Annotated in this window: 25 protein-coding genes and 1 pseudogene; 11 read left to right on the plus strand and 15 right to left on the minus strand. The window is 65.0% G+C overall.

Going from position 1 to position 26229, the window contains the following annotated elements; all coding sequences use genetic code 11:
* Window positions 1–31 precede the first annotated feature (31 nt).
* Window positions 32–634, minus strand: coding sequence for a CDP-alcohol phosphatidyltransferase family protein (locus NKJ78_RS27005; protein ID WP_023740086.1), 603 nt, complete (start codon window positions 632–634; stop codon window positions 32–34).
* A gap of 240 nt (window positions 635–874) precedes the next feature.
* Between NKJ78_RS27005 and NKJ78_RS27010 the strand changes: the two genes are divergently transcribed.
* Genes NKJ78_RS27010 through NKJ78_RS27020 form a run of 3 tightly spaced genes read left to right on the plus strand, consistent with a single transcriptional unit; the run spans window position 875 to window position 3635 of the window.
* On the plus strand, window positions 875–1876 hold the full coding sequence (locus NKJ78_RS27010; RefSeq protein WP_352562737.1) for a TIM barrel protein: 1002 nt from the start codon (window positions 875–877) through the stop codon (window positions 1874–1876).
* Window positions 1873–2748, plus strand: a complete 876-nt coding sequence (locus NKJ78_RS27015) for a MurR/RpiR family transcriptional regulator (protein WP_023740085.1) — start codon at window positions 1873–1875, stop codon at window positions 2746–2748. The genes NKJ78_RS27010 and NKJ78_RS27015 overlap by 4 nt, the downstream gene beginning before the upstream one ends.
* Window positions 2745–3635, plus strand: a complete 891-nt coding sequence (locus NKJ78_RS27020) for a PfkB family carbohydrate kinase (protein ID WP_023740084.1) — start codon at window positions 2745–2747, stop codon at window positions 3633–3635. The genes NKJ78_RS27015 and NKJ78_RS27020 overlap by 4 nt, the downstream gene beginning before the upstream one ends.
* A gap of 139 nt (window positions 3636–3774) precedes the next feature.
* Here NKJ78_RS27020 and NKJ78_RS27025 read toward each other — a convergent pair whose 3' ends face one another.
* Together NKJ78_RS27025 and NKJ78_RS27030 are read right to left on the minus strand one after the other, a co-directional pair.
* Window positions 3775–4275 (minus strand): hypothetical protein, encoded by a 501-nt coding sequence (locus NKJ78_RS27025; RefSeq protein WP_023740083.1) that lies wholly within the window; start codon window positions 4273–4275, stop codon window positions 3775–3777.
* A 93-nt stretch (window positions 4276–4368) separates the two neighbouring features.
* The gene (locus tag NKJ78_RS27030; RefSeq protein WP_023740082.1) at window positions 4369–5316 is read right to left on the minus strand and encodes a LysR family transcriptional regulator; all 948 of its coding nucleotides are present in this window, start codon (window positions 5314–5316) and stop codon (window positions 4369–4371) included.
* A 106-nt stretch (window positions 5317–5422) separates the two neighbouring features.
* On the opposite strand from NKJ78_RS27030, the gene NKJ78_RS27035 reads away from it, so the two are divergent.
* Window positions 5423–6433, plus strand: coding sequence for a zinc-dependent alcohol dehydrogenase family protein (locus NKJ78_RS27035; RefSeq protein ID WP_023740081.1), 1011 nt, complete (start codon window positions 5423–5425; stop codon window positions 6431–6433).
* Between the two features lie 184 nt (window positions 6434–6617).
* On the opposite strand, the pseudogene NKJ78_RS27040 reads toward NKJ78_RS27035, so the two are convergent.
* The 3 genes and pseudogenes from NKJ78_RS27040 to NKJ78_RS27050 all read right to left on the minus strand — a co-directional run bounded on the left by NKJ78_RS27040 (window position 6618) and on the right by NKJ78_RS27050 (window position 10389).
* Window positions 6618–8918 (minus strand): annotated as a pseudogene (locus NKJ78_RS27040) (xanthine dehydrogenase family protein molybdopterin-binding subunit).
* Window positions 8915–9898, minus strand: coding sequence for an FAD binding domain-containing protein (locus NKJ78_RS27045; protein ID WP_023749542.1), 984 nt, complete (start codon window positions 9896–9898; stop codon window positions 8915–8917). The pseudogene NKJ78_RS27040 and the gene NKJ78_RS27045 overlap by 4 nt, the downstream one beginning before the upstream one ends.
* Window positions 9895–10389, minus strand: coding sequence for a (2Fe-2S)-binding protein (locus NKJ78_RS27050; RefSeq protein ID WP_352460504.1), 495 nt, complete (start codon window positions 10387–10389; stop codon window positions 9895–9897). Before NKJ78_RS27050 ends, NKJ78_RS27045 begins: the two co-directional genes overlap by 4 nt.
* A gap of 436 nt (window positions 10390–10825) precedes the next feature.
* Between NKJ78_RS27050 and NKJ78_RS27055 the strand changes: the two genes are divergently transcribed.
* A complete protein-coding gene (locus NKJ78_RS27055) occupies window positions 10826–11473 on the plus strand; it encodes a TetR/AcrR family transcriptional regulator (protein WP_352460503.1) in 648 nt (215 codons plus the stop codon).
* Window positions 11474–11515: 42 nt separating this feature from the next.
* On the opposite strand, the gene NKJ78_RS27060 is transcribed toward NKJ78_RS27055, so the two are convergent.
* From NKJ78_RS27060 to NKJ78_RS27070, 3 genes are all read right to left on the minus strand, one after another.
* Window positions 11516–11821, minus strand: coding sequence for a hypothetical protein (locus NKJ78_RS27060; protein WP_352460502.1), 306 nt, complete (start codon window positions 11819–11821; stop codon window positions 11516–11518).
* A 14-nt stretch (window positions 11822–11835) separates the two neighbouring features.
* Window positions 11836–14385, minus strand: coding sequence for a caspase family protein (locus NKJ78_RS27065; protein ID WP_352460501.1), 2550 nt, complete (start codon window positions 14383–14385; stop codon window positions 11836–11838).
* A gap of 233 nt (window positions 14386–14618) precedes the next feature.
* Complete coding sequence (locus tag NKJ78_RS27070; protein ID WP_352460500.1) at window positions 14619–15854, minus strand: ROK family protein; 1236 nt, start codon at window positions 15852–15854, stop codon at window positions 14619–14621.
* A gap of 166 nt (window positions 15855–16020) precedes the next feature.
* Between NKJ78_RS27070 and NKJ78_RS27075 the strand changes: the two genes are divergently transcribed.
* From NKJ78_RS27075 to NKJ78_RS27085, 3 genes are all read left to right on the plus strand, one after another.
* The gene (locus NKJ78_RS27075; protein ID WP_352460499.1) at window positions 16021–16677 is read left to right on the plus strand and encodes an SGNH/GDSL hydrolase family protein; all 657 of its coding nucleotides are present in this window, start codon (window positions 16021–16023) and stop codon (window positions 16675–16677) included.
* Between the two features lie 158 nt (window positions 16678–16835).
* Window positions 16836–17981: a sugar ABC transporter substrate-binding protein gene (locus tag NKJ78_RS27080; protein WP_352443657.1), complete on the plus strand. Its 1146-nt coding sequence runs from the start codon at window positions 16836–16838 to the stop codon at window positions 17979–17981.
* Between the two features lie 72 nt (window positions 17982–18053).
* Window positions 18054–19910 carry an ATP-binding cassette domain-containing protein gene (locus NKJ78_RS27085; RefSeq protein WP_352460498.1) on the plus strand — a complete coding sequence of 619 codons (1857 nt, stop codon included), beginning with the start codon at window positions 18054–18056 and terminating at the stop codon, window positions 19908–19910.
* Window positions 19911–19928: 18 nt separating this feature from the next.
* On the opposite strand, the gene NKJ78_RS27090 is transcribed toward NKJ78_RS27085, so the two are convergent.
* From NKJ78_RS27090 to NKJ78_RS27100, 3 genes are all read right to left on the minus strand, one after another.
* Complete coding sequence (locus NKJ78_RS27090; protein WP_352460497.1) at window positions 19929–20933, minus strand: zinc-dependent alcohol dehydrogenase family protein; 1005 nt, start codon at window positions 20931–20933, stop codon at window positions 19929–19931.
* A 48-nt stretch (window positions 20934–20981) separates the two neighbouring features.
* Window positions 20982–21254 (minus strand): hypothetical protein, encoded by a 273-nt coding sequence (locus NKJ78_RS27095; RefSeq protein ID WP_023712515.1) that lies wholly within the window; start codon window positions 21252–21254, stop codon window positions 20982–20984.
* Between the two features lie 86 nt (window positions 21255–21340).
* Window positions 21341–22093 carry a DUF899 domain-containing protein gene (locus NKJ78_RS27100; protein ID WP_352460496.1) on the minus strand — a complete coding sequence of 251 codons (753 nt, stop codon included), beginning with the start codon at window positions 22091–22093 and terminating at the stop codon, window positions 21341–21343.
* A 389-nt stretch (window positions 22094–22482) separates the two neighbouring features.
* On the opposite strand from NKJ78_RS27100, the gene NKJ78_RS27105 reads away from it, so the two are divergent.
* Both NKJ78_RS27105 and NKJ78_RS27110 read left to right on the plus strand, forming a co-directional pair.
* Window positions 22483–23703 carry a helix-turn-helix domain-containing protein gene (locus NKJ78_RS27105; RefSeq protein WP_352562738.1) on the plus strand — a complete coding sequence of 407 codons (1221 nt, stop codon included), beginning with the start codon at window positions 22483–22485 and terminating at the stop codon, window positions 23701–23703.
* Window positions 23704–23732: 29 nt separating this feature from the next.
* On the plus strand, window positions 23733–24365 hold the full coding sequence (locus tag NKJ78_RS27110; RefSeq protein ID WP_352460494.1) for a Vgb family protein: 633 nt from the start codon (window positions 23733–23735) through the stop codon (window positions 24363–24365).
* 52 nt (window positions 24366–24417) lie between these two features.
* Here the strand turns inward: NKJ78_RS27110 and NKJ78_RS27115 are convergent, their stop codons facing one another.
* Entirely contained in the window at window positions 24418–24723 is a 306-nt protein-coding gene (locus NKJ78_RS27115) for a hypothetical protein (RefSeq protein ID WP_023689804.1), read from the minus strand.
* Window positions 24724–24808: 85 nt separating this feature from the next.
* Window positions 24809–24940, minus strand: a complete 132-nt coding sequence (locus tag NKJ78_RS27120) for a hypothetical protein (protein WP_352460493.1) — start codon at window positions 24938–24940, stop codon at window positions 24809–24811.
* Between the two features lie 68 nt (window positions 24941–25008).
* Between NKJ78_RS27120 and NKJ78_RS27125 the strand changes: the two genes are divergently transcribed.
* Entirely contained in the window at window positions 25009–25353 is a 345-nt protein-coding gene (locus NKJ78_RS27125) for a PQ-loop domain-containing transporter (RefSeq protein ID WP_023673886.1), read from the plus strand.
* Between the two features lie 37 nt (window positions 25354–25390).
* Here NKJ78_RS27125 and NKJ78_RS27130 read toward each other — a convergent pair whose 3' ends face one another.
* On the minus strand, window positions 25391–26122 hold the full coding sequence (locus NKJ78_RS27130) for a DUF2270 domain-containing protein (RefSeq protein ID WP_352460492.1): 732 nt from the start codon (window positions 26120–26122) through the stop codon (window positions 25391–25393).
* Window positions 26123–26229: the final 107 nt, after the last annotated feature.

Consider the following 26229-nt stretch of genomic DNA (forward strand, 5'->3'; position numbering starts at 1 on the left):
CTCTGGCGGTCGGGTGCCTGACGCTTTGGCATCATGCGCCGCCCGCTCTAAGGCCGCCGCGTATCCGGTTGATGGCGGTTACGACTGACAGTGTAGCCATGACCGGAAACACAAATGGCACAATCGCTTGGAACCACAGGCCGCAGGCGATGAGGAAGGCGATGACGCCGAGCACCAGGGCTCGGTCGCTCTTGCCGAACGGCCCGGCATAGTTGCGCCCGCTGCCTGCGGCAACGCCAAGCACGCCGGCGAACTCGACCAGCATGGCGGTAATAGCGAAGGCGACGACACCCCAGGCCGGGAACAAGGTGGCAAAGGCCAGGATCAGCGCCAGGTCCGAGACGACGTCGCAGAGTTCGTTGAGATACATGCCGAGTTTTGATGCTTGTCGATGTTCCCTGGCCAGCATCCCATCAACGGCGTTGAGCGCCATGCGCACGAACAGCACCACCGGCATCAACAGGAACACCAGGAGATGGAAGGCAAAGGCAGTGACCACCAGGCCTGTGGCGATGGACAGTGCTGCGGCGAGAAGCGTGATCTGGTTGGCGGTGACGCCGGCATCGGCCAGCCGGTCGGCCAGCGGCCGCAGCCTGGCCTGAAAGGCCGGTTTCAGTTGATAAAGCGTTGGCATGTGCGATCCCCCCAACCGCGGCTCATGACAGTGTCGGCGAGATTGGTCAATCGGCAGGCAGGGCGCAAGGGCTCGCACCAGCATCCGCACCGTTGCGGGACTCGAAACTCCCGGCATGGATGCAGAGGCGCAGCCGAAGATCCCGGCCAAGCAGGATGCTGCGCGCTACAAACCGCCTTCGCAAATGAGAACTTTACAAATATTCGTATTTATGTGAAGTAAATCACTGAAAGGTCGATCATGACAAACAGTCGCTTCGCCACCCGCCTGAATTCCTTCGCCTCGCGGCCGCAAGCCGAATGGCCTGATCTCACCGGCAAGCCGTCCATGCTGCAGATGGCCACTCGCGCGGCCAAGGTCGACGGGTTGACCGATCTTGATCTTAATTTCCCCGACCATGTCAGTGAAAAGCCGGCTGAAATCGCCCGAAAGCTCGGCGGCCTCGGGCTTTCCATCAATGGCTTTGCCATGCGTTACTACTCCAATCCGGCCTTCAAGCTCGGCGCCTTCACCAATCCGGACCCGGCGGTGCGCCGCGAAGCCATCGACCTGACCAAGGCCGGTATCGATGCGGTGCGCGCGGCCGGCGCCAGTCTGATGACCCTGTGGCTTGGCCAGGATGGCTTCGACTACGCCTTCCAGGCTGACTATGCGACGCTCTGGCAGCACGAAATCGATGGGGTTCGTGAAGTTGCCGCGCATGACCCTGGCTGCCAGATCAGCCTGGAGTACAAGCCTAACGAACCGCGCTCCTACTCGCTGATGCCGGATGCCGCGACCACCTTGCTGGCGATCCGCGAGGTCGGCCTACCCAATCTGGGCGTCACGCTTGATTTCGGCCATGTGCTCTATGCCGACGAACAGCCGGCCTTCGCCGCGGCGCTGATCGCTCGCCACAGCAAGCTGCTCGGCGTCCATCTCAACGATGGCTATGCCAAGCGCGACGACGGCCTGATGGTCGGCGCGGTGCACACGCTGCAGACCATCGAACTGCTGCGCCAGATCCGCCGCGACGGCTATGCCGGCGCCATCTACTTCGACACCTTCCCCGACATGACCGGGCTCGATCCGGTGCGCGAATGCGAAGTCAACATCGCCACCGTCAAGCGCCTGCTGTGCGTTGTCGACCGGCTGGAGAAGGATAACCGCCTGTCCGCCGCCATGGACAGCCAGGACGCCGTGACGTCGCAGGCTATCGTCCAGGAAGCCATGCTCGGGCCGGAGACGAGGGGACGTGGATGACGTTGAGCAATCTCGATCTGAAAGCCGTGGGGCCGCGCATCCGCATGATGATGCCGCATCTCACCCCGCTTGAGGCCAAGGTGGTGGAAACCGTCTTCGGCCGGCGCGGTTTCGACCAGACCATTCCGCTCAAGCAGATCGCCGAGGAGGCCGGCGTGTCCGAGGCGATGGTGGTCAAGATCGCCAAGAAACTCGGCTTCTCCGGCTACCGCGACTTCCGCACCGCCGTCTATGAATACAGCCGCCTCCCGACCGCCGAGATGCACCAGGAACTGTCGGTCGACGACAGCTCGGCCGAGATCGTGCAGAAAGTGTTCCGCACCTCGATCCAGGCGCTGGAGGAGACGCTCGCGATCCTCGACATGGACGATTTCGACCGTGCTGCCGATCTGCTCTACCGCGCCAGGAACCGCGATTTTTATGGCGTCGGCGGCTCCGCCCAGATTGCTCGCGACGTCTCGCACAAATTCCTGCGCATCGGCATCCGCGCATCGGTCTATGACGACTCGCACATGATGCTGATGTCGGCCTCGCTCCTCTGCGCCGACGACATCGCCGTCGGCTTCTCGCATTCCGGCAACACGTCGGCCGTCATCGACGCCATCCATCTTGCCCGCAAGAGCGGCGCCCGCACGCTGGCCATCACCAACTACGACAACTCGCCGCTGGCCCGGATTGCCGACATCGTGCTGTGCTCGACCGCGCAAGGCTCGCCGCTGATGGGCGAAAACGCAGCGGCGCGCATCGCGCAACTCAACATCCTCGACGCTTTGTTCGTGGCGGTGGCGCAGCGCGACTACCAGGCGGCGGAGCGCAATCTCGGCCGCACCATGTCGGCGGTCACCTCGAAACGAAAAGACCGGGGCACATGACGGTTCCGCTGGTCACCGTCTTCGGCAGCCTGCACTACGACATCATGGTTGACGCGCCCGACCGTCCGCGCAAGGGCGAGACTGTGGCCGGCCATGCCTGGCAGCCGAAATGCGGCGGCAAGGGCGGCAACCAGGCGGTCTCGGCGGCACGCGCCGGCGGGCGTGCGGCGATGATCGGCGCCGTCGGCGACGACGATTTCGGCACGGCGCTGCTGGCCAATCTCGATCGCGCCGGCGTTGATCGCCGCTTCGTGCGCGTGGCGGCAGGCGCAGGCTCCGGCATGAGCGTGGCGATCTTCGACAGCGATGGCGACTATGGTGCGGTGATCGTCTCCGGCAGCAATCTCACCCTGGGCAGTGATGACATCGCGGCTGCGGGCGAGGTGGTGGTACAGACGGCAGTGCTGTTGCTGCAGAACGAAGTGCCCGATGCCGCCAACATCGCTGCCGCGCGCGCGGTGAGGGCATCCGGAGGCCGCGTCGTGCTCAACGCCGCACCGGCGCGAACACTGTCGGCCGAATTGACCGCGCTGATAGACATCGTCATCGTCAACGCCATCGAAGCGGAATTTTTGGCCGGCGTTCCGGTCGTCGATACGCTCGCCGGCGCAACCGAAGCCGCGCGGCGGCTGATCGATACCTACCCCTCGGCGATCGTCACCGCCGGCGGCGAAGGCGTCGCCTATTGCGACCGGATCGGCGCGGCCTTCGCGCTGGCGGCCATTCCGGTAAAAGTCGTCAGCACCCATGGCGCCGGCGACGAATTCGTCGGCGCCTTCGCGGCAGGCCTCGCGCGTGGCCATCCGGTGGAAGCGGCGATTGCCACCGCCAATGCCGCCGCCGCCTCGCTGGTGGCGACTCCGGAGGGAGAGCGCAGCTCGCGTTGAAAACTCAGGCCGCATGTTGCGCCTCCAAAACCCGTGCCCCCGTCGATGAGCGAAACGGCAAACCGGGCGCGGCGAGAACCTGCTTGGCTTTGCCCTGATGGAGGTGCGGGCCAAGCTGCGTGGTCGAAAGTAGGGAGCTTCAGTCCGCTTCGCCGGCCGAACCTTTGCCGCACTGCGCCAGCACCTTACCGATCGCAGCGCTCGAGCCCGTCAGCGGAAAGCTGTTCTCGCCATATTTGTCGGCCGTAACCGTGACGTCGCCCTTGCCGCGCAACAGGCCGAGCAGTGGATCGTCTTTGCTCAGCTCAGCCGTGAAGTAATTATACATGGCCTCGAGGTCGAGCTTTTTGGTCACGCTCTTGTCACCGCCCTTGAAGGTGAAGGAAGCGCTGATGCCGGGCTCCAGCTGCTGGCCGGCCCCACCCAGATCGTAGCTCAGCACCGGCTTGTCGAAACAGACGAGCATCAGATGCGCATCGGCCTTCGGTCCGCCGCACACCGAAGCCGTCAGCACGCTGCCGCCTTCGTCTTCTTCCATCTTGGCGCTCCAGTTGCAGGACGCGGCAAAAGCCGGCTGCGCGGCTTGCAGCGCGGCCAGAACGGAACTTGCCATGATGAACTTCGCCAATGCACTTTGCATGATCCCCTCCCAAGCTACATTCAACGAGATCATACAGGACAAAGGGCCTGGTGACAGCGGCATGCCGTCTTAGCCCCCGGCGCGCCCCATTGATCAAGCCTTTGAGACCGGCCTCGACGTCCAGGGCGGCTCCGGCGCGAAGCGCTTACCGATCCAGTCGGCGAAGGCGCGTGTCTTGGCGGCTTGTCCCCTGGCCGAGGGCATGACGACATAGACAGCGCCTTCGTCGGCCAGCGTCCAGTCCTCCAGCAACGGCACCAGCCGTCCGTCGGCGAGTTCGCGCCCGACCAGCCAATCGGTGCTCATCATCAGGCCGAGGCCTTGCACCGCGGCTTCGACCAGCACTTCGGCATCGTCGCAAACCATCGGCCCCGAGACTTCGACGTTAACGCGGCGGCCCGAACTGTCGGTCATCTCCCAGGTGGGAAAGGTCTGGAAGCCGGAGAAGCCGAGGCAGGCGTGTTCGGTCAGCGCTTCCGGCGCTTCCGGCGCGCCCCTGCGGGCGAGGTAGGAGGGAGCAGCGCACAGCAACCGCCGCCGTGTCGCGATCTTGCGCGCCACCAGGCGCGAGTCCTCCAGCGCGCCGAGACGGACGGCGACATCGAAGTTCTCTGCAACGAGATCGACGAACCGGTTGGAGAACTCGGCCTCGATGCGGACATCCGGGAACGTCGCTAGAAAGTGCGGCAACAGGGGCCCGATCCACATACGCCCAAAGGTTCCCGGCAGCGCCAGCCGCAGCAAGCCCCGCGGAGCCCCGCTGGCATGCGCGGAAGCAGCAGCCTCAGCTTCGTCTACCGAGGCCAGGATGGCGCGGACACGCACCAGGAACTCCGCTCCGGCCTCCGTCAACGACACGCTTCGGGTGGTCCGGTGCAGCAGCCGCACGCCGAGCCGCTCCTCCAGCGATTGCAGGCGGCGTGACAGAACCGTCGAGTCGCGCCCGACGCGCAACGCCGCCTTGGTGAAGGAGCGCGCTTCCGTGATGGCCGCAAAGGCGGCCATTTCGGCAAGGCTGGCGGGGTCGTGTGATTGCTGCATAAAGCACAGGATTCAAATGTAAAAATTCCGGATTATCTGCTTGTAGCGCAGCAGATAGCTTCACTCAATCCTGACGATCGACCCCTTAAACAGGAATGCGTGAGCCATGAAAGCCATCGAACTGACCGCCGCCAAGCTGGACGCCTTTCGCGCCACCACCATTGCCACGCCTGAACCGCAGCGCGGCGAAGTGCTGATCTGCCAGCGCGCCGCGAGCCTGAATTTCGTCGATGTGGCGGTGGCCAGCGGCAATTATCGCGTGCCCGGCTTTCCGCTCATTCCCGTCGCCGACGGCGCCGGCGAGATCGTCGCGCTGGGGGAGGGCGTTACGGATTTCGCCGTCGGCGATCGCGTCGTTGCCCATGCCAAGCCGCGCTGGATCGGCGGTCCGCCCCGGCCTAACGAGATGACGCAGATGCGCGGAATTTCGCTGCCGGGGTCGCTCGCCGAATATGTCGCGCTGCCGGCCAACTCGCTCGTGCTGGTACCGGCTCGTCTCTCTTTCGAGGCGGCGTCGACCCTGCCGATCGCCGCGACCACCGCCTGGAACGCCGTCCGCGCCGCCGATGTCGGGCCGGGCTCGGTCGTCGTGCTGCTCGGCACCGGCGGCGTCTCCATCTTCACCCTTCAGCTGGCGAAAGCCGCCGGCGCAACCGTCATCATCACTTCTTCGTCGGACGAGAAGCTGGAGCGGGCGAAGGCACTCGGCGCCGATCATCTCATCAACTACCGCGCGACGCCCGACTGGGACGGCAAGGTGCTGGAACTGACCGGCGGCCTCGGCGCCGACCTCGTCGTCGAGACCGCCGGCACCGCCACCTTCGCCCGCGCCGTCAACGCCACCGCGCCTGGCGGCACGCTGTTCACCATCGGTTTCGTCACCGGCGCCGAGGCCACGGTCGACCTGCTGCCGATCATCATCAAGGCGCTGAAGGTGGTCGGCAACAACACCGGGTCGGTATCTGACCTTCGCGCCGCCGTCCGCGCCATCGCCGCCGCCCGCATCGACCCGGTCGTCGACAAGGTGTTCAGCCAGGAGCAGGCGGCCGAAGCCTACGCGCACATGTCGGCAGGCGGGCAGCATTTCGGCAAGCTTGCGTTCAAGCTCGACTGGTAACCGAGGCGCGCGAGCTGCCAATCTCCCCCCTTGAGGGGGAGATGCCCGGCAGGGCAGAGGGGGTCGGTCCGACCGGGCTCGACCTACGGCGGCGGAAGGAGGTTGGCGCTCTACGAGAGGCGACCCCCTCTGTCGCCTTCGGCGACATCTCCCCCTCGAGGGGGGAGATTACGCACGCCGCTTCCTAGATCAACTTCTCCAGCGTGATCGGCAAGTCCCGCACTCTTTTTCCCGTCGCATGGAACACCGCATTGGCGATCGCCGGCGCTACGCCGACGATGGCCAGTTCGCCGACACCCTTGCCGCCGAGCACCGAAGAGTGCAGGTCGGGAATGCCGACCGAGATGACCTCGATATCGGGGATGTCGGCATTGGTCGGCACCAGATAGTCGCCGAGATTGTTGTTGACGATGCGGCCATGCCTGCGGTCGACAATGCCTTCTTCGAGCAGCGCCTGGCCGATGCCCATGATGATGCCGCCCTTCCACTGGCTCTCCGCGAGTTTCGGGTTGTAGAGCCGGCCGGAATCCAGCGCCGACACCACGCGCGACACGCGCACCGTGCCGAAATCCTCGTCGACGCGCACCTCGATGAAATGCGCGCACTAGGAGTGGCGCGAATAGTCGCCCTCGGTGTGCGGCAGCGCCGCCGCGATGGTGGTGTAGTTCTTGTAGCGATCCTCGGCGGTCGAGTTCGCCGGCATGGTGTCGCCGGTGGCCTCGATGCGGTCGCGGCCGACGCTGGCCAGCAGGTCGGCGATCGAGACATCGGGACCATCGCCGCGCGGCGACCTGATGCGGCCATTGGCGACGACCAAAGTGTTCGCCTGGAGCGCGTGGAAGGGCGAGCGCGGATCGCTGATCGCCAGCCCGACAAGCTGGTCGAGCGCCGATGTCGCCGCCTTGTAGACCGCGCCCGTCATCACGCCGGCCAGCCGCGACCCGCCGGCCACGCCGGCGCGGGGATACCGGGAATCGCCGAGCTTCACGACGACATGGTCGGCCGCCACGCCTACCGTTTCGGCCGCCGTCTGCGCCAGGATCGTGTACGTGCCTTGGCCCATGTCGATCGAGGAGCTTTCGACCTCGACCGAGCCGTTGGCAAGGATACGCACGATGGCCTCGCCGTAAGCGCGCCGTACCGGATAGGTGCCGGCGGCGACGCCCCAGCCGATCAACTGGTTGCCGTCGCGCATCGAACGCGGTTTGGGCGTGCGCTGGGCCCAGCCGAAGCGTTCGGCGCCAGCCGCGAAAGCCTCGCGCAACTGCCGCGTCGACCAAGCCTTTTTTGCGTGCGGATCCTGCTCGGCGTAATTCCTCAGCCGGATCTCCAGCGGATCGATGCCGACCTCGTAGGCGAGCTCGTCAATGGCGCTTTCGATGCCGAAGGCGCTAGGGTTTTCGCCCGGCGCGCGCATGGCGCCAGGCATCACCGAATTCACCCGCACGACATTCTGCTTCGAGGAGAAGTTGGGCGTCGCATACATGATCGAGGTGACGACGCCCAACGGCTCGACCCACATGCCGTCTATGGATGTTTCATTGACGCCGCGATGCACGATCGACTGGATCTTTCCGTCACGGTCGGCGCCGATCGCCACCGTCTGGCGCGTCGCGGCGCGCCCGCCATAACCGGTAAAAGTCTGCGGCCGCGTCATCACCACCCTCACGGGCCGTCCCAGCATCTTGGCCGCGGCAGCCGCCACCGCGCCGTGGCCGAGCGCCAGCGCCTTGGAGCCGAAGCCGCCACCGATATAGGGCGAGATCAGCCGTACATTTTCGAACGGCACGCCGAACCATTCGGCATAGGTGCGGGCCATGCCGTCGAGCCACTGGCTCGGCTCCCACACGGTCAGCCGGTCGCCCTCCCAGCGGGCGATGAGGCCATGCGACTCCATCGGCGCCTGGTATTCGCGTGGCGTGTTATAGGCGCCGCAGACGCGCACCGGGGCAGCGGCGAAAGCGGCCTGCGCGTCGCCCCATTCCTTGGTCATGGCGGCGATCGGAATGCCGTCGCCCGCCTTGGCGTCGCTGAGGTCGACGATGGCCGGCGTCTCGTCATAGCTGACCTTGACCAGGGCTGCGGCCGCAACGGCCTGCTCGAAAGTCTCCGCGATGACCGCGGCGACATGCTGGCCCGAAAAGGTGATATCGCGCGCCAGCGGGCAGTAGGGCTTGTCCGGCGGCGGTGTGCCGAACCAGTCCGATGCAGTCTTCAGCGGCATGATGGTGTCCGGCGTCAGCACCTTGAGCACACCAGGTGCCGCCTCGGCGGCTGACGTGTCGATCGAGCGCACCTTGCCTGATGCGATCGTGCTTTCGACCAGAACGCCGTAGGTTAGCCCGTCGAGCTGCTGCTCGACGGCGTATTTTGCCGCACCGGTAATCTTGGCCGGGCCGTCGACGCGCGACAGCCGCCCGCCAACCTGATCGGCAGTGCCGTCCGAAGCGTCGCCGTGCCGTGTTCTTGGGTCGTGAATGGTCATGCCATGGCTCCCGTCTTGAGGATGGCGCGGGCGACGACGCGCGGCGCCAGTTCGATCTTGTAGTGGTTGGCGCCATGGTCGACGGCGCCTTCCACGGCGAGCAAGCTGGCGGCCCGCACCCTGTCTTCGCTGAGCACCTTGCCCTTCAGCGCCGCTTCCACGGCGTGCGCCCGCCACGGCTTCGTCGCGACGCCGCCCAGCGCGACGCGCAGGTCGCGAATGGTGCGGCAATCGGCTTCGAAGTCGATGCCGACCGCGGCGCTTGCAGCCGCGAACTCATAGGACTGCCGGTCGCGAACCTTGAGATAGGTCGAACGCCGGGCCGTGCCGGAAGCCGGTATGCTGATGGCGGTGATCATCTCGCCCGGTTGGATGGCATGTTCCCTGTCGGGCGTGGCGCCGGGCAGGAGAAAGAAGTCGTCGACGGCAACCTGGCGTTCGCCAAGATGAACCACGGCGTCGAAGGCGACCAGCGCGGTGGCGAGATCGCCGGGATACATGGCGATGCAGGCGTCGCTGGTGCCGAGCACGGCATGGCCGCGGGTGACGCCGCCGATTGCCGAGCAGCCGCTGCCGGCCGAGCGCTTGTTGCAGGCGGAAAAATTCGCGGGATCGCGGAAATAGGGGCAGCGCGTACGCTGCATGAGATTGCCGCCGATGGTCGCCATGTTGCGGAGCTGCGCGGAGGCCGCCTGCCACAGCGACTCCGAGACGGCGGGGAAGCGGCTTTTGATGTCGGCATGATCGGCAACGTGGCTCATCTTGGTCAGTGCACCGATCATGGCGCCGCTGCCGTCAACCTTGATTGCGTCGAGCCCCTTGAGATGGGTGATGTCGACCAGACTGTCGGGTTCGGCAACGCCGCATTTGGCGAGATCGACCAGCGTCGTGCCACCGGCAAGCAGCATGGCCCCAGGCAGGGCGGCTGCCTGTCGTGCCGCATCGATGCTATCGGCGCGAACGTAGGAAAAATCCCTCATGACGCGACCTCCAGTGCCGCCTGGCGCACGGCGGCGACGATGTGCGGATAAGCGCCGCAGCGGCAGAGATTGCCTGCCATGTATTCGCGGATTTCGTCATCCGAGCCGGCATGGCCCTCGCGGATGCAGGCCACCGCCGACATGATCTGTCCGGGCGTGCAGTAACCGCACTGGAAAGCATCCTGGTCGAGGAAAGCAGCCTGAACCGCGTTAAGCGTGCCGTCGTCGCCGGCCAATCCTTCAATGGTGGTGATCTCGCGGCCTTCGGCTTGTGCTGCAAGCGTCAGGCAGGCCAGCACGCGGTGTCCCTCGACATGCACCGTGCAGGCGCCGCACTGGCCCTGGTCGCAACCCTTCTTGGTGCCGGTCAGGTTAAGACGGTCGCGTAAGGCGTCGAGCAAAGTGACGCGCGGCTCGACCTGCAGTTCGTGACTGTGTCCGTTGATGGTGAGACGGATTGGGATAGTGGTGGATTTGGTTTGGTCGATCATGAGGCGTCTGGCTCCAGTTGCTTGACGCTTGGGATTGATGGGGCTCGAGTGGGAGAGGACAAGGGAAGAGGCGACGGTGCGCCTAATCTCCCCCCTTGTGGGGGAGATGCCCGGCAGGGCAGAGGGGGGCGCGAAGGAATGCGACGTTCCCGATTTACATGCGTCGAAATAGACCTTTTCCAAGCGGGTGTTGGTCAGGCCCTGATAGGCTGGCGGGACAGCGCCCCCCTCTGTCCTGCCGGACATCTCCCCCACGAGGGGGGAGATTGGCAGCTCTGCCGCCCCGACTCTCCAGCGGACAGGGGATGCTTCAGTCTTCACAATCTCAACACGTGACATACCGGCTCCCCTGATTATATGATAAGGCTGCTCCACTAAAACGGAGGCGCCTCCGTTTATCCAGTTGGGGCTTACTCCTTTGGGTTCAAGCCCCCATATGTCGACAGTGGAGAAAAAATTGACCGAGCAGTCGCAAGCAATTGCCGACGAGAAGCGCGAAGCCGCAGCGCCAAGGCCGCTGCGCGCCGATGCGCAGCGCAACCGCGACCGGCTGGTCGAGGTTGCGGCAGCGGCCTTTGCCGAGCACGGTGTCGATGCCTCGCTGGAGGAGATCGCGCGCCAGGCCGGCGTCGGCATCGGCACGCTCTACCGGCATTTCCCAACCCGCGAGCATCTGGTCGAAGTGGTCTACCGGCGTGAAGTCGAGGCGCTCTGTGCGGCGGCCGATGACCTCGCCAGCCACCATTCGGCCGACATGGCGCTGGAACAGTGGATGCAGCGCTTCGTCGACTACATCGCCACCAAGCGCGGCCTGGCGGCCAGCCTGCGCATCCTGTTCAACACCAATTCCGCCGTGTTCTCCGACATGTCGGGCCGGGTGTCGCTGGCCTTGCGGCAACTGGTCGAGGCGGCGGTGGCGGAAGGCTCGATCCGCAGCGACGTCGACGCCTCCGATGTGCTGCACGCACTCGGCGGCATCTACTCGGCCCCCGACACCAAGGACTGGCGCGACCGCTCGCGCCGGCTGGTCAAGCTGCTGATGGACGGGTTGAGGTTCGGAGCTGGCAAGCGAAGTGACGGGTAGTCACCCCATTTCAGGAAACCAGTTTTTCGCTCGGCGCCATCCTCATCCCCAACCGCCGCCGCCGCTGCTTCCGCCGTTGCCTCCGCCGCTACCGCCGAGAGCGGGAATGACGGGCGGCTTTTGCGGGATCTCTTCCGCCGGCTTGATGACTTTGCCGGTGGCCGCCTTCTTGAATCTGACCACCTTTGGCTGGGGTGCTGCGCGAGCCACCTTGCGATGTTTCACCGGCGGTGCCGGCTCAAACATCGGCGACACCGAGGTGCAGCCCATGAGCCCGGCCAGAACGCCGGATAGAATTATCCCGATGAATGCCTGCCCGAATGTCTGCTTGAATGCCTTGCCCACCATGGCCTCCTTATTGTTCAGAACAAATCCCGACGCGGATTGGCTTCTTCCCAGACCCCCCGGGCCGTATTGACCAGTTGCGTGTCCAGCGAACCGGACGGGGGGATCTTCGACTTGAGCTCTCGACGCAGGGCGTCCAAAGCTGCCGTTTTCGGCTTGGTGCCGAACTGCGCCAGGCCCTTTTTGGCGTCCGGCAGCTCCTTGCGCAGATCGAGCGCGACGGCGAATGCCAGGAAGCGCACCGCGACAGCCTGATCGGCCTTGTCGCCTTTCTCCATTTCGAGCGCCGCGCGATCATAGGCGCTCGACGGATCGCCGCGCGTGGTCGCCAGTTCGAACAGCCTTTGCGCTTCCGCCGGGTCCTGGCGCACACCGGCGCCATCCCTGTACATGCGGGCGAGGCTGCCCGGCGCGTAGGGCTGGCCAAGATCGGTGGCCTGCTGGAACAGCGCCTGCGCCGTCTTCGGATCCTTGTCGATGCCTTGGCCGGCCAGGTAATTGCGGCCGAGCAGGTTCATCGAATACATGTCCTGGCGCTGCACCCCCGCTTGCAGGAAGGCGACGGCGCGGGCCGGATCGGCAGGCACGCCGTTGCGGCCCTCGGTGAAGATGGCGGCAAGATCGTTCATGGCATAGCTGTGCCCCATGGCCGCCGCCTTGAGCAGCAGGTCGAGGCCCTTGGCCGTATCGCGGTTGACGCCATAGCCATTGAACAGCGCGCGTCCCCACGAGGTCATGCCGTAAGGATCGCCCTTGTCTGCGGCAGCCTTGTAGAGAGCGTTGGCCTGGGTGCGGTCGATGGCCGTCCCGGTTCCGGTTGCGTTGAGATAGCCGAGTTCGAAGACGGCGCGCACATGGCCTTTCTTGGCGGCATGCTCGATGGCTGCCCTGGCCTCGCCGACCCTGCCGGCCGCAAGCAGCGCGCGGCCGAGCTCGTAGTGGAAGCGGGCGACGTCGGGATAGGTTTTCACGGCCGCCTCGCAGGCTGCCACCGCACCGGCGCCGATCTCGTTCGGCAGCAGGCCGGGCACCACACCTTGCAGGTCGAGAGGCTCGCCGGCGGCGGTGTCGCAAGCATCGACCGTCGGCGACAGCTTCATCGTCGCCGGCTTGGCGGAGCTTCTGTCGGCACGGATTTCGAAGCCGACCTCGACCGGCGCGCCGGCGCCGATCTGCGGCTCGTAACGGAGATGGTCGACTTCACCGGCCAGAAGGCTGGATTGCGGCGACAAGGTTCGATCAGGCAATGACAGCGTTCCCGTTGCCGGATACCCAGAGACCTTCAGGCTGACCGCCGGATCGTCGGTCGGGAAATCCAGATTGAGCGCGACCGGTCCGACGCCGACGGGAACATCAAGCTTGCGGTTCTCGATCGCTTCGGCAGCGCCGGTGATGTGGATGCCGCGCTCCAGCACCTGCTGCTTCTGCTCGGCCTCGAGCGAAGCCATGATCTGCTGACCCGCCGCACCTTCGCCGCTCTTGACGCGGAACACCAATATGCCCTGGCTTCCGCCGCCCCAATTGTCATGCGTGGCGTAGGCCAGCATATCCACCTCGTCCTGCGTGGCGGCTCCTTTGGGGATATCCATCTGCAGGCGCGGCAGGTCCTTGCCGGCAATCGGTTCGCCCATCGCGACGTCTTTGCCGTCCAGCACCAGACGGCCCATTGCTGGCGGACGTTCGATGCTGACGCTGATAGCGCCGCCATCGACATCGACCGGCTCCGGCAGGCCGAGAGCGACAGGACCGACCCCCGACAGCACTACCTTCTCCAGCACTGGCGGCAGCGAAGGCCGATTGTTGCGGCGCACCAGCACCACGTCGTCGATTAGCGAGGAATTTTCCCATGGCACCTGCATGCCGTTGGTGGCCTGCACGACATCGCGGCGCACCGCCGACATGACCGTGCGGATCTCCTGGTTCGGCGCCAGCGCGCGCCGCGAAAACGCCGATGAAAACGGGCTGAGATCGCCGCTGCCGTCATAGGCGACCGCACCTGGTTCGGTGGCGAAGGCAATCAGCGTGTTGAGCGAGCTTCGCACCTGCGCCAGCCCGGTATTGCCGGCGGTGACAAGCTGGTCGCGCAGCCAGTAATTGTTGCGCGGGAAGGGGTTGTTGCGGCAGGCATCGAGGATGATCACCTGGATCTTCGACTTCGAGCGCAACTGCTCCAGCACGTCGTTGAGCTTGATGGCCTGGACCTCGATGTCGGCCGCCTTCTTCAACGAGGCGTCGACCGGTATCAGGAAATTCTCGCCGCCGATCTGAAAGCCGTGCCCGGAATAGTAGACGACGGCGAGATCGGCGCCGTCGGCGGCGGCCAGATAGTCCCGGAACTGGCCTTCGAACTGCTGCTTGGTGAGATTCTCGGCGACGAAAACCTCGAAGCCCGCCAGCCGGAACGTGGCCGATACGTCCTGGGCATCCTTGGCCGGGTTCTTCAGCGCCGGGATGTCGCGATAATCGGAATTGCCGATGACGAGCGCGACCCTTCGATCGGCGCAGGCCTCAAAGCTTGTGAGGCCGGCAAGGATGAAGGCCGCGATGAATCCGCAAAGTCGGAGCATGACAAAACTCCTGGTCGCGGCCTGACGCCGACGAGAACACCGCTTGCGGCATCAAGGTCCGTTGAGAGTATGCAACCTGCCACAGCATAAAGTGAAAGGCCCGTCACCGCCAGACCATGGCAGGCGATTTCTTTCGGCGTCGACCGACCGCAGGGTGCAAGTAGCACGCGCTTCACGAGCAGGTATGTGACAAGTCTCACAGTTCGAAATGCCTGGTGCCGGCGGCTGCGCGCCTATTCCTTGAAGAGCAATTCCTTGTCGTTCGAATATTTCACCAGCAACGGAATGCTGGCGCCGCCGATAACGGGGCCGAGATGGCCAAACGTCCCCTCGATGACGGAGAACGGCTCGGGGCGATCGACAAGGATCCGCGCCAGCTTTCTGCGCATGGCCTTGGCGATCTCCTTGCGCACGCCATTCGGTATGGCGCCATCGATCACCACATTGTCGATGTCGAGCAAGGCAACGGCACTGCGGGCGGCATAGGCAAGCCCGTCCGAAACCTCATCGATCCACGCGGTGAGCGGCTCTCCAAGGTCGCCCCAATCGTCGGGCGACGACCAGATGCGGCCGGCATCCTTGTCCCCATTGTCCTGGTCGTTGAGCTTGCCGGCGAGCGAATGCAGCGAAGCGACGCGCAGCAACGGCATCATGCGGTCGCCCTTGCGCCCCGGCGCGGGCACCGGCATGTCGCCCAGCGCCCCGGCCAGCTTGTTTCGGCCGGGGAACAAGTGATGATCGAGCACCAGGCCGCCGCCGATGAAGTGCCCGACATAGGCATAGAGAAAGTCGGCGCGCGATCCGCCGGCGCCAAACATCAGTTCGGCCGCGGCCGACACCGTGGCGTCGTTGTAGAGGAACACCGGCCAGTCGAACGCCCGGTCCAGTTCGGCGCGAATGTCGATTTCCCTCCAGGCATCCAGCCTGCTCGCCGGCACCGCGCCCTCTTCGCTCAGGTTCCACTGATGGAATGGCGAGGCGATGCCAAGACCCGCGATGCGGTCTTGCTCTATCGATCTGTGCTTGCGGCACATGCGCGCGATGGCGCCCTTGGCGAATTTCATCACCTCGACGGGCGTCGGATAGTCGAACAGTGTGCGTTCGAACGCCATCACGTCGCCGACGAAATTGACCAGGGCGACATCGGCGCTGCGACGGTCGACCTTGAGGCCGAAGGCGTACGCGGCTTTCGGGTTCAACGCATAGGGAACCGAGGGTTGCCCCAGCCGTCCGCGCAAAGGCTCCAGGCGCAGCAGCAGCTTGTTGTCGGCGGCGCGGTTGACGATGGTGGTGATGGTTTGCGCGGCCAGCCCGGTCAGCCGCGTCAAATCGGTCTTGGCCAGCTGCCCGTGCCGGCGGATGAGCGAGACGATCAGGCGTTCGTTGTAGATGCGGCTCTCGGCCTGCGTGGTTCCGCCGCTGCGGCCCTCGGCGATCTTTTCGAGACTGAAGAAGCTGGTTCCGGTCACGCTTTCCCCTGCGCAAGGAGTTTGGCCGCAAGGCGAGCCGATCAAAGCGCTGACGTAGCAATGCGGGCATGGCAAGGCAACACTTAAATCCACCCGATGGAAAAATGTAGTTGACGCCGGCCGGCCTGCTGTCGTTCAAAGTATGCAGGCCTGGAGGAGCAATGCCGTGACGCAGACCCGGACCATCATGTGCTTTGGCGATTCCAATACCTATGGCGCCATTCCCACCCTGGCCCGGGTCGGACGGCACCGCTTCACGCCCGACCGGCGCTGGCCGGGCATCATGCGCCGCCAGCTCGGCAGCGGATGGGATGTGATCGAAGAAGGGCAGGGCGGGCGCACCACCCTGCACGACGATCCGATCGAAGGTCTCCACAAGAACGGGCTCAAATCGCTCCCGGTGTGCCTGGAAACGCATATGCCGCTCGACCTCGTCATCCTGATGCTCGGCACCAACGATCTCAAGCACAGGTTCTCGGTAACGCCGAATGATGTCGCTGATTCTATTGAGATCTTGGCCAGAATTGTGCTGCGCAGCGAAGCTGGCCCCGCAGGCGTGGCGCCCGCGGTCCTGATTGTTGCGCCGCCGCCGATGCTGGAGGTCGACTGGTTCGGCCAGATGTTCCTGGGCGGCGCTTCAAAGTCGATGCACTTTGCCGGCCTGTTCCGCGATGCGGCCCGGCGCGCCGGCGCCGCCTTCTTCAACGCCGGCGACGTCGTCGAATCGAGCGCGGTAGACGGCATTCACCTCGACAGCGACGCGCATCGCGTGCTCGGCACGGAATTGGCCAAAGCCGTCCAGTCGCTGATCGCCAAGGCGTGATCGCGTGGGCGAGTCACCCGACTATCTCTGATTAATTAATTCCACTGGAAAAACTTTTGACTTGCAAGCGGGAAGGTGGGTATCTGGGGAGACTGGGAAGAGTAGCGACCGCGAGGCTTACGAAGCGCGGCAACAATCAACGACAGGGAGGAAGTAAAATGCGATCTGACAGGAACATGATGCTGGCGACGCTGCTCGGCGTTGCCGCTGTGCTCGCGGGCGGTACCGTCCTGGCAAGCGCGCAGGACGGCCCGGCCGGGCTCACCAAGCCGGCGGTATTTGCGCCGTTCGACCCGAAGGCGCCGGCCTGCAGCCCACCGCCCGGCCTGAGCAAGGTGCTGGCCTTCGCGCAGGACAACGAGCGTGAATTCATGCAGGGCGTCGACCGCGGCCTGGCCGCCGCCGCCAAGGATCGCGGCCTGGAATATCGCCGCGCGCTTGCCAACAATGACGCCGCCAAGGGGGTCGAGCAGGTGCAATTGTTTCTCGCCTCCAAGATCGGCGGTCTGGTCGCAGCCCCCGTGGACCCGGCCTCGATGAGCCGCAGCCTGCAGGAGCTTATCTGGTCGGGCGCCTATGTCGGCACCATCGTGCCGCCGCCGGCGACGTCGCTGCTCAACGCGCCGCAATACGAGACCGGCAAGGTGCTGGCCGAAGCGGCCGCGGCCTACATAAAGGACAAGCTCGGCGGCAAGGCCAATGTCGTCATCCTGTCGCATGACAGCATGGAATTCCTGGCGCCGCGCTTTGCCGCCATGCGCGACATCTTCAAGGCTATGCCAGGCGTCACCATCGTCGCCGACATCTCGCCCAATCCCGTCAACAAGGAAGGCGGCTTTGCCACGATGAGCACCATTCTCCAGGCCCATCCCGACGTCGATGTCGTGCTCGGCGCCGACACCGTCGTGCTCGGCGCGCTGGCTGCGCTGGAAGCGGCGGGCAAGGCGCGGCCGGACCAGTTCCTTGGCGGCATCGACGGCGAGCCGGAGGCGGTCGCCGCGATCAAGAAAGGCGGCGGTCCCTACAAGGCAAGCATCAGCCTGGCGTCGCCGGTCTTCGCTTATGCCATGGGCCAGCACGCCGCCGACTGGCTGGAGGGCAAGAGCATCCCGCAGGCGATGGATATCCTCCCCGTGGCGCTGACCAGCGACTACATGGCCCAATACGAGGCCGACGTGGCCGATCCGGCCGCGGTCTACAAGGACCCGAAGCGCCGCGACATCTATCTCAGGATGTACGGCAACATTTGCTACGATACGCGCGACCAGTATGTGAATTTCCCCTGGTCATCCGAGGCAAAGTAGCGCCCAATGTGTTGCGCCGGCCGGATCCAGCCGTGCTGGCCGGCCGGTTCCTATCCTTGAGTCCGGTTGGGCATGATGACAGACAATGTTCGATCCGAGCGGCTGCCGATGCAAGCAGCCTCATCCCTGCTGCCCGGCACCAAGCCGCCCGGCGAAGCCTCGGGCCGCGTCGGCCTTGCCCTGGTTGCGCTGGGGTTGATCGTCGCTTTCTCGCTGTTGAACAAATCGTTCTTCAGCCTCGACAATTTCGTCGTCATCGGCGTCAACTCGACCTCGATCCTGATTGCCGTGCTCGGCACCTCCGCGCTGCTGATCGCCGGCTATGTCGACCTCTCCATCGGCAGCATGGTCGCCTTGATCGGCATCATCACTGCCAAGGTTGCAGTGGCGACGCAGAGCGCGCTGCTGGCGATCTGCGTCGGCCTGGGTCTGGGCCTTTTGCTCGGTCTGCTCAACGGTCTGCTGGTGCGCAGGCTGAGCATCTCGCCGTTGATCGTCACGCTGGCGATGCTGGCGCTCTATGGCGGCCTTGCCTTCGTCGTCTCCAGCACCGCGGTCTATGGTTTTCCCGAGGCTCTGCTCGAATTGGGGCGGGGCAAGATCTTCGGCATCCAGTACACCGTGGTCATCGCCGCGCTGGTCTTTGTCGCCGGAGCCTTTGTCCTGACCAGCACGGTCACGGGACTAAGAATCTATGCCATCGGCGGCGACCCACGCGCGGCCGAACTCTGCGGCATTCCTGTGGGACGCACGGTGGTTGGCCTCTACGCCGCCAATGGCTTGCTGATCGGTTTGGTCTCGGTTCTGATCGCCGGTCGTCTCGGCAGCATCACGCCGACCATCGGCGTTCGCTTCGAGCTCGACGTGCTCACCGCCGCGATCCTTGGCGGCGTCGCTTTTTCCGGCGGCTCCGGCCGGCCGCTCGGCATCGCCATCGGCGTTGCCACCATCGGCATCCTCAATGCAGGACTGATCTTCGTCGGCCTGCAATCATGGTGGCAATCCATTTCAGTGGGAAGCATGCTGTTGCTGGCGTTGGTGGCCGACCAGGCTGCGATCGGTTTTCGCGGCCGGCGCGCCCTGGTGGCCGCGACCAACTTCACGGTGGCGGACAATGGTGCCGTCGCATCGGCCGGCCCTGCCGTGACGGCGGGCAATGGAGAAGCCCCGCAAGGTCCGGCATTCTCAATTGCCGGCGCCCGCAAATCCTACGGCGCGCTGACGGCCCTGGAAGAGGCGAGCTTCACGGTCGGCAAAGGCGAGATCGTCTGTCTGCTCGGCGACAATGGCGCCGGCAAGTCGACGCTGGTGAAGATTATTTCGGGCGCCATCCAGCCCGATGCCGGCGCGATGACCCTCGAGGGCCAGCCGATTTCCTTCAGGAGCCCGCAGGATGCACGCGGCGCCGGCCTGGAGACCGTCTATCAGGATTTGGCGCTCTGCCCAAACCTCAGCGTCGCCCACAACATGATCCTCGGGCGTGAGGAAACGCGGCGTTGGCTCGGTGTCTTCCCGGTTCGCGACGACCGAAAGGCCGCCGAGCAGTGTCGTGCCCGGCTTGCCGCGCTGGGCGTCACGCTTCGCGACGAAAACGTTCTGGTGCGCTCGCTGTCGGGCGGCCAGCGGCAGTCCATCGCCATTGCCCGCGCGCTTGCCGATCACGTCAAGCTGATTTGCCTCGACGAGCCCACCGCCGCGCTTGGCGTCAAGCAGACCGCGCAGGTCGTCAAACTGATCCGTTCGATCGCCGCCAGCGGCACCGGCGTCATCCTGGTCACGCACGACCTGTCGACGGTCAGGGCGCTGGCCGACAGGATCGTGGTGCTCAGCCTCGGCCGGGTGGCCTACGACGGCTCGGCCAGACAACTGACCGCCGATCAACTCTGGGGCCTGATGGCAAGCGGGACGCTGGCGCCGGCCGCTGGGTAGGAATGCCGATCGCAGGGTCTAAAGCTCGAGGCAGATCTTGCCGAAATGCCTTTGCGCTTCGTAATGCCTGAAGGCGGCGGCGATATCCTGCAGTGGAAAGCTGCTGTCGATGACGGGCTTCAGGCGGTTGACCTCTATGGCACGGATCATGTCCTGCTGGTCGGCTTTGCTGCCGATGGAAATTCCGCTGATGCGGATCTGGTTCGAAAACAGCGCCGGGATCGAAATTTCTGCTGCAAAGCCGGTCAGGACGCCGATGAGTGCGATATGCCCGCCTGTCCGGCAGGCCGTTATCGACTGCGGCAGCGTCGCCGGTCCGCCGACCTCGATCACATGATCGACGCCGCGACCGTCCGTCAGTTCCCTGGCCCTGCCGCCCCACTCCGGCACCGCCTTGTAGTTGATGACGCTGTCGGCCCCGAGTCGTCTGAGCTTCTCCAGCTTCCCTTCATCGGACGACGTGGCCATGACCCTTGCGCCGGCGGCCTTGGCAAATTGCAGCGCAAACAATGACACGCTGCCGGTGCCAAGGATCAGCACCGTGTCGCCGGGCTTTACCTTGCCGCATGTCACCAGGCCGCGCCAGGCGGTGACGCCCGTGCAGGTCAGCGTTGCCGCCTCGAGATGCGTATAGCCCGCCGGCGCCTTGGTGAAGGCCTGCGCCGGCATGCACACATACTCGCTGGCGAAGCCGTCGAAACTGTCTCCGGGAATGTCGCGGCTTGTATCGGATCTCATGTCGCCGGCCAGCCACCAGGGGTAGAAAACACTGACGACGCTGTCGCCCGGCTTGAACGTGTCGACGCCGTCACCGATCGCGATCACCTCGCCGGCGCCATCCGACAGCGGCACGCGGCCGTCGGCGAGCGGCACCTTGCCTTGTACGGCGAAATCGTCGCGCATATTCAGCGCGCAGGCGCGAATCCTGACCAGCATTTCTCCCGGCCCAGGCCGGGGCTGATCCTCCTCGACCAGGTCTAGCTTGTCCAACCCGCCCGGCGCTCTCAGCCTGACCAGCTTCATAGTCTCTCTCCGACGTAAAGAGCGTTAGCATGGCGGCGGCGGTCCAGCCTATCGCCGGACCGGCCGGCCGGAAATCACGCGCAGCCAAGGCGCCAGATGGACGGCGCTCATCAAGAGATACATCAGCGGCATGCCGGTGAACGGGGAGGCATCGGCCCCCAGGCACGACATGACGCCGTCGCCAGCGTGAATGCAGGTAAGCAGCGCCATCACGGCGAAAACAGGGGCCGCGGCGAGGCACAGCCAGTCGGCGGTGCGGAGAGAAACTGCATCGGAGCGTTGAGGGACCTCACTGCCGGTGCCTGTGCCGATATCGCTCATGGTCGTAATCCCTTGATGATCAATGCCCGGGTTTCCTGTCCCGTGAGGGACAGGAAACCAAGCTGGATGGGCGCCGCTCCAGGTCCTTACTTGCCGTCCTTGTTGCGGAACGCGGCTTCGCCGGCCGCCGACACTTCCTCCCACGTCTTGTCGGGTGCGGCGTCGTAATTGTCGTGCCAGTTCCACCAGCTGTAGAGCTCGGTCTGCGGATAGCCTTCGGGCGAATCCTCCCAGATTTCCTGGCGGCCGAGCGGCGTTGCGTCGAGGTAGCTCCAGACCGTGCCCATCTGCTCGTCGCCGCGGTTGTTGATGAAGTAGGTGCGATACACTTTCTTGCCGTCCTGGATGAACACGTTGTGGCCGTGCCATTCGTCGACGCCGAAATCCTTGTCGAAACTGTCGGTGATTGTGTACCAGGGCATCTCCCAACCCATCCGCCGCTTCAAGCTGACAATGTCGGCCTGCGGCGCGCGCGAGGCATAGGCAAGCGTGGTGTTGCGGGCGTTGAGATGGGCGAGATGGCCGACCTGGTCGGCGCCGAGCGAACAGCCGCGGCAGGCATGTTCGGGCCAGCCGTGGACGCCGGGTTCGTAGAAGGCGCGGTAGACGATCAACTGCCGCCGGCCCTCGAACAAATCGAGCAGGCTCGCTTTGCCGTTGGGACCTTCAAACACATAGGCCTTGTCTACTTCCATCCATGGCATGCGCCGGCGCTCGGCCGACAGCGCGTCCCTGGCGCGCATCGTTGCCTTTTCCTTCACCAGCATCTTTTCGCGCTCGGCTTCCCATTCCTGCCTTGAAACGACCGGTGGGGTCTTCATTGCCACGTGCTTGGTCATTGCTTGTTTCCTTTGCCAGTTGTTGAGCCGTTGTGGCTTGTCGTTGACTGTTGATCGTGAGGCAGGCTAGGGCCGCGAGGCGGCGAGGGCGGAGTTACAAATGTGACGGCATTTGCAGGCGGGCCACCGCAGCAGGGGTGGCGAGGCCGCACGGTGGGCTCGAAGTCCTCGGAAGCAGGCATGGTCGGATTTTCCCTATTGAGAAGCTTAATACGACTGTCTGAGATGCTCAGGCTAGCGAATGCGAATATTGCCGTCAACGCAGGCCTGGGCGTCTTCAACCAGTCCAGATGGCTAGGTCGCCGTCCGCGGCTTGCTGCTTGGCGGTGGTGACTTAAGTTAGGGCCGGTAAGGGGAGCGGTGGGAGTTACAAATGTGACGGGATTTGCATGGACTCGCTGATCACCGCGGCAGGGCTGGCGCTGGCGGCGGGCAATCCGCTGGCGGCACTCGACCGCGTCGCCTTGCGCGAGGATGCCCCGGCGCTGGCGTTGCGCGGCATTGCCATGGCGCAGCTCGGCGATTTCGATCGCGCCAAAGTACTGTTGCGTAGGGCCGGCCGTGCCTTCGGTCCAAAGGAGGCGGTGGCGCGCGCCAGGTGCGTTGTCGCCGAAGCCGAGATCGCGCTTGTTTCGCGTGATCTCGGCTGGCCATCCAAGGCGCTCGACGCGGCGCGGTCGACATTGGAAAAGCATGGCGACCGGCTGAACGCGGCGCATGCCGGGCATCTCAAGGTGCGCCGCCTGCTTCTGATCGGCCGCCTCGACGAGGCTGAAGACGTGCTGGCTCGGCTCGATCCGTCGCCGCTTCCGCCGGCCTCACGCGCTGCGCATGAACTCGCGGTTGCCGGCATCGCCATGCGGCGCCTGAAGACGATGGCCGCGCGCGCAGCCCTTGAGTGGGCGCGCCATGCCGCCCGCCGGGCCGGCATTCCGGGTCTCATGGCGGAGGTCGACAGCGCCTTCCTCGCGCTGGACACGCCGGCAGCGCGGCTGATCGCCGGCGGCGAGGAGCGCCCGCTGCTGCTCGAGGAGATCGAGGCGCTGCAGGCGTCGCCGGCGTTGGTCGTCGATACCTTCCGCTATATCGTGCACAAGCAGGAAACAACGATCTCGCTGGCAACGCGGCCGGTGCTGTTTGCGCTGGCGCGCGCGCTTGCCGAAGCCTGGCCGGCGGATGTGCCGAGGGCGACGCTGATTGCCCGCGCCTTTGGCGGCCGGCATGCCGATGAATCGCATCGCGCCAGGCTGCGGGTCGAAATCGGCCGGCTGCGCGCCGAATTGCGGCCGCTGGCGGGCATCGGCGCGACCAGCCAGGGCTTTGCGCTAAAGCCGCGCGAAGCAGGCTCCGTGGCGGTGCTGGCGCGGCCGATCGAGGAGCGGCACGCCGCGGTGCTGGCCTTCCTGGCCGATGGTGAATCCTGGGCCAGCTCGGCGTTGGCGCTGGCGCTGGGCGCCGGACAGCGCAGCGTACAGCGGGCGCTCGAGCAGTTGGCCGAGACCGGCAAGGTGCAGTCCTTCGGCCACGGCCGGGCGCGGCGCTGGATGACGCCGCCGGTCGCTGGTTTCACGACCACCTTGTTACTCCCGTCGCCGCTGCCGAACGGCTAGGAAAGGTGACCATGATCGAGGACCAGGACATGAAACATTCAGCAGCGGAAATCCTGCGCGAATACGGGCCCTTTCCTGATGTCGACACCGTGCACGGCGTGAGCTTCGACGGACAGAATGTCTGGTTTGCGACGGGCGAGCGGCTGACCGCCTTCGATCCTGCAAGCGGTGAGACGCTGCGCTCGATCGATGTCGCCGCCCATGCCGGCACCGCCTATGACGGCCGGCATATGTTTCAGCTCGCCGGGGACCGCATCCAGAAGATCGACCCGGATACCGGCAAGGTGCTCTCCACCATCCCGGCGCCCGGCGGCGGCCGCGATTCCGGCATGACTTGGGCCGAGGGCACGCTCTGGGTCGGGCAGAACCGGGAGCGCAAGATCCACCAGATCGATCCCGAGACCGGGAAAATCCTGCGGACCATCGACTCAAACCGCTTCGTCACCGGAGTGACCTGGGTCGATGGCGAGCTCTGGCACGGCACCTGGGAAGGCGACCAGAGCGATGTCCGGCGCGTCGATCCGCAAACTGGCAAGGTGCTGGAACGGCTCGACATGCCGGCGGGGGTGGGCGTTTCCGGGCTCGAATCCGACGGCGGCGACCGCTTCTTTTGCGGCAGCGGCCCCGGCGGCATGGTGCGATCGGTGCGTCGGCCGAAGTAAGGCCGTCAAGTATTGGGCCGGCAGCGTATTTCCTACGGTCATCCCGCCGAGATCATATCCCGGAGCCGTCGAGCAGCGGGACGTCTTCGCCTTGCCACGGACTTGGCATTGAAGCCCGGCTCAGATTGGCCGTCGGCAGCGGCATCCAGCATTTCAACTCCGGTTCGGGGTATTCGATCACCCGTCCTGGCGACGAATCGGAAGAGCGCCAGCCCTCCGTGCCGAACTGGTCGGCGCGCGACCAGTAAGCGAGGTCGACCTCGGCCGGCCCCTGTTCCGATGGCCTGACCGTGACCAGGATGCGGCTGCCGTCCTTGGGCGCGCTCGCCATGTGCCGCCAGCGATCGGGTTCGTCCATTCTCATGTCCTCCTGCACGTTGCAGGGATAGTCGCCGCGCTCTTGGCAGCGGTCAACCCGAACTTTGCCCAAGCACGAGATCTGTTTAGTACTCCCGCGCCGTCGGCCGAAACAGGATCTGGTTCATGTCGACCTCGTCGGGCTGGCTCACGGCGAACGGCCCACATGGCGAAAGAATCCGGGTGCCGGGCCGCAACAGGAAAATCGAAGCCGGCATGTGAACGGGCTCACATGCCGCCACTGCAAGGAACGCTATGGGACGTCCGGCCATGACAGGGGTTTCGGATGACACTTGCAGATCTGTCTTTTTATCTCTTCACTATTTTCAATGGCTTGCGCGTGGTGTCCTACCTGCCGCAGATCGTGCGGGTGGCCCGGGACAGGCACGGGGCGTCGGCGATTTCCTACGCGACCTGGCTGTTGTGGACAGGCGCCAACGCCACGACGGGACTCTACGCCCACATCAATCTGAACGATCCCGCTCTGGCGGCGATCAACTGGCTGAACGCCGTATGCTGCGTGCTGGTCATCGCGCTCACCGCCTACAAGCGCCATCGCGCACGGCTTCCGGTTGAGGAAGCCGCAAGCCGGTCGGAAGCGACCGCTCTGATGGTCGACAATGTCTGTTGAAGATCACCGCGGCAGATTGCGCTTTTCGAGGCCGCTCTCAGACATGCACGGTGCCATGCGAAAGCTCGCCCTCGGCGCTTGAGATGAGGAAAGCGGCTGCGAGTAGGCCGACATAGAACAGCCCGACCATGCACACGACATAGATGCCTGGAACCGGGCCGAGCTGCGCCACGCGCGCGGCGTCGAGAAATGACGCGCCCAAGCCTATCGGCGACCCTTCGCGCTGCAGACTGGGCGTCGTGATCTTCAGCACCCACGCCAGCATCAGGATCGTGTACATGAAAATGTAGTTGCGGCGCAGCCGGCGCACCAACGCCGCGCGTTGCGAGATCAGGAAGCGCGGCGAACGCAGGCCTTCGCCGACGATGGCCAGCCAGTTGGAGGCGTAGTCGGGCTGCGGCGAGAAGATCTGCGCGAAATAATAGCGCTCGAACTGGCGCACCCTGGCCCGGTAGACGTCGAAGAAACGATAGCGCCGCGCCTCGATCCATAGCAGCAGCGTGGTCAGCAGCATGGCAAAGAGCAGCACCCCGTGATGGGCGCTGGGCGTCGAGAGTGAGACTGAGAGCATGGCGGCGACGACAGTAATCGCCCAGTTGCTGGTACGGTCCAGCCGGTCGCGCCAGCCGGCCATGCGGGCTATTTCGGCGCGGTGGAAATGCGACATGGTGGCCACGAATTCCGATGAGGTGAGCTTCAGCGCGCACGCATCAGAGGCCCGCGGCGCTGCAGCCGCTTCGTCGGTTTTCACGGTCTTGACCTGGGACATCCCTTGCCACGCGCCTCCCAACGCCATGGCCGGCCGAAACGACGCCGGTCATCCCCATCCGCGCAACGCGCAATCGGTTGAAAATGTTCCGTCGCCGGCCCGGGTCT

It is taken from the genome of Mesorhizobium sp. M0037, from assembly GCF_040323635.1.
Taxonomy (GTDB): domain Bacteria; phylum Pseudomonadota; class Alphaproteobacteria; order Rhizobiales; family Rhizobiaceae; genus Mesorhizobium.

Bases quoted from the DNA above. Each gene is read 5' to 3' on its own strand.
- NKJ78_RS27045 (WP_023749542.1), bottom strand. From the start codon at position 9,898: ATGAGGGATTTTTCCTACGTTCGCGCCGATAGCATCGATGCGGCACGA.
- NKJ78_RS27125 (WP_023673886.1), top strand. From the start codon at position 25,009: ATGACACTTGCAGATCTGTCTTTTTATCTCTTCACTATTTTCAATGGC.
- NKJ78_RS27020 (WP_023740084.1), top strand. From the start codon at position 2,745: ATGACGGTTCCGCTGGTCACCGTCTTCGGCAGCCTGCACTACGACATC.
- NKJ78_RS27015 (WP_023740085.1), top strand. From the start codon at position 1,873: ATGACGTTGAGCAATCTCGATCTGAAAGCCGTGGGGCCGCGCATCCGC.
- NKJ78_RS27050 (WP_352460504.1), bottom strand. From the start codon at position 10,389: ATGATCGACCAAACCAAATCCACCACTATCCCAATCCGTCTCACCATC.
- NKJ78_RS27110 (WP_352460494.1), top strand. From the start codon at position 23,733: ATGAAACATTCAGCAGCGGAAATCCTGCGCGAATACGGGCCCTTTCCT.
- NKJ78_RS27055 (WP_352460503.1), top strand. From the start codon at position 10,826: ATGTCGACAGTGGAGAAAAAATTGACCGAGCAGTCGCAAGCAATTGCC.
- NKJ78_RS27090 (WP_352460497.1), bottom strand. From the start codon at position 20,933: ATGAAGCTGGTCAGGCTGAGAGCGCCGGGCGGGTTGGACAAGCTAGAC.
- NKJ78_RS27025 (WP_023740083.1), bottom strand. From the start codon at position 4,275: ATGCAAAGTGCATTGGCGAAGTTCATCATGGCAAGTTCCGTTCTGGCC.
- NKJ78_RS27105 (WP_352562738.1), top strand. From the start codon at position 22,483: ATGGACTCGCTGATCACCGCGGCAGGGCTGGCGCTGGCGGCGGGCAAT.
- NKJ78_RS27010 (WP_352562737.1), top strand. From the start codon at position 875: ATGACAAACAGTCGCTTCGCCACCCGCCTGAATTCCTTCGCCTCGCGG.
- NKJ78_RS27080 (WP_352443657.1), top strand. From the start codon at position 16,836: ATGCGATCTGACAGGAACATGATGCTGGCGACGCTGCTCGGCGTTGCC.
- NKJ78_RS27085 (WP_352460498.1), top strand. From the start codon at position 18,054: ATGATGACAGACAATGTTCGATCCGAGCGGCTGCCGATGCAAGCAGCC.
- NKJ78_RS27035 (WP_023740081.1), top strand. From the start codon at position 5,423: ATGAAAGCCATCGAACTGACCGCCGCCAAGCTGGACGCCTTTCGCGCC.
- NKJ78_RS27005 (WP_023740086.1), bottom strand. From the start codon at position 634: ATGCCAACGCTTTATCAACTGAAACCGGCCTTTCAGGCCAGGCTGCGG.
- NKJ78_RS27065 (WP_352460501.1), bottom strand. From the start codon at position 14,385: ATGCTCCGACTTTGCGGATTCATCGCGGCCTTCATCCTTGCCGGCCTC.
- NKJ78_RS27030 (WP_023740082.1), bottom strand. From the start codon at position 5,316: ATGCAGCAATCACACGACCCCGCCAGCCTTGCCGAAATGGCCGCCTTT.
- NKJ78_RS27100 (WP_352460496.1), bottom strand. From the start codon at position 22,093: ATGACCAAGCACGTGGCAATGAAGACCCCACCGGTCGTTTCAAGGCAG.
- NKJ78_RS27095 (WP_023712515.1), bottom strand. From the start codon at position 21,254: ATGAGCGATATCGGCACAGGCACCGGCAGTGAGGTCCCTCAACGCTCC.
- NKJ78_RS27115 (WP_023689804.1), bottom strand. From the start codon at position 24,723: ATGGACGAACCCGATCGCTGGCGGCACATGGCGAGCGCGCCCAAGGAC.
- NKJ78_RS27130 (WP_352460492.1), bottom strand. From the start codon at position 26,122: ATGTCCCAGGTCAAGACCGTGAAAACCGACGAAGCGGCTGCAGCGCCG.
- NKJ78_RS27120 (WP_352460493.1), bottom strand. From the start codon at position 24,940: ATGCCGGCTTCGATTTTCCTGTTGCGGCCCGGCACCCGGATTCTTTCG.
- NKJ78_RS27060 (WP_352460502.1), bottom strand. From the start codon at position 11,821: ATGGTGGGCAAGGCATTCAAGCAGACATTCGGGCAGGCATTCATCGGG.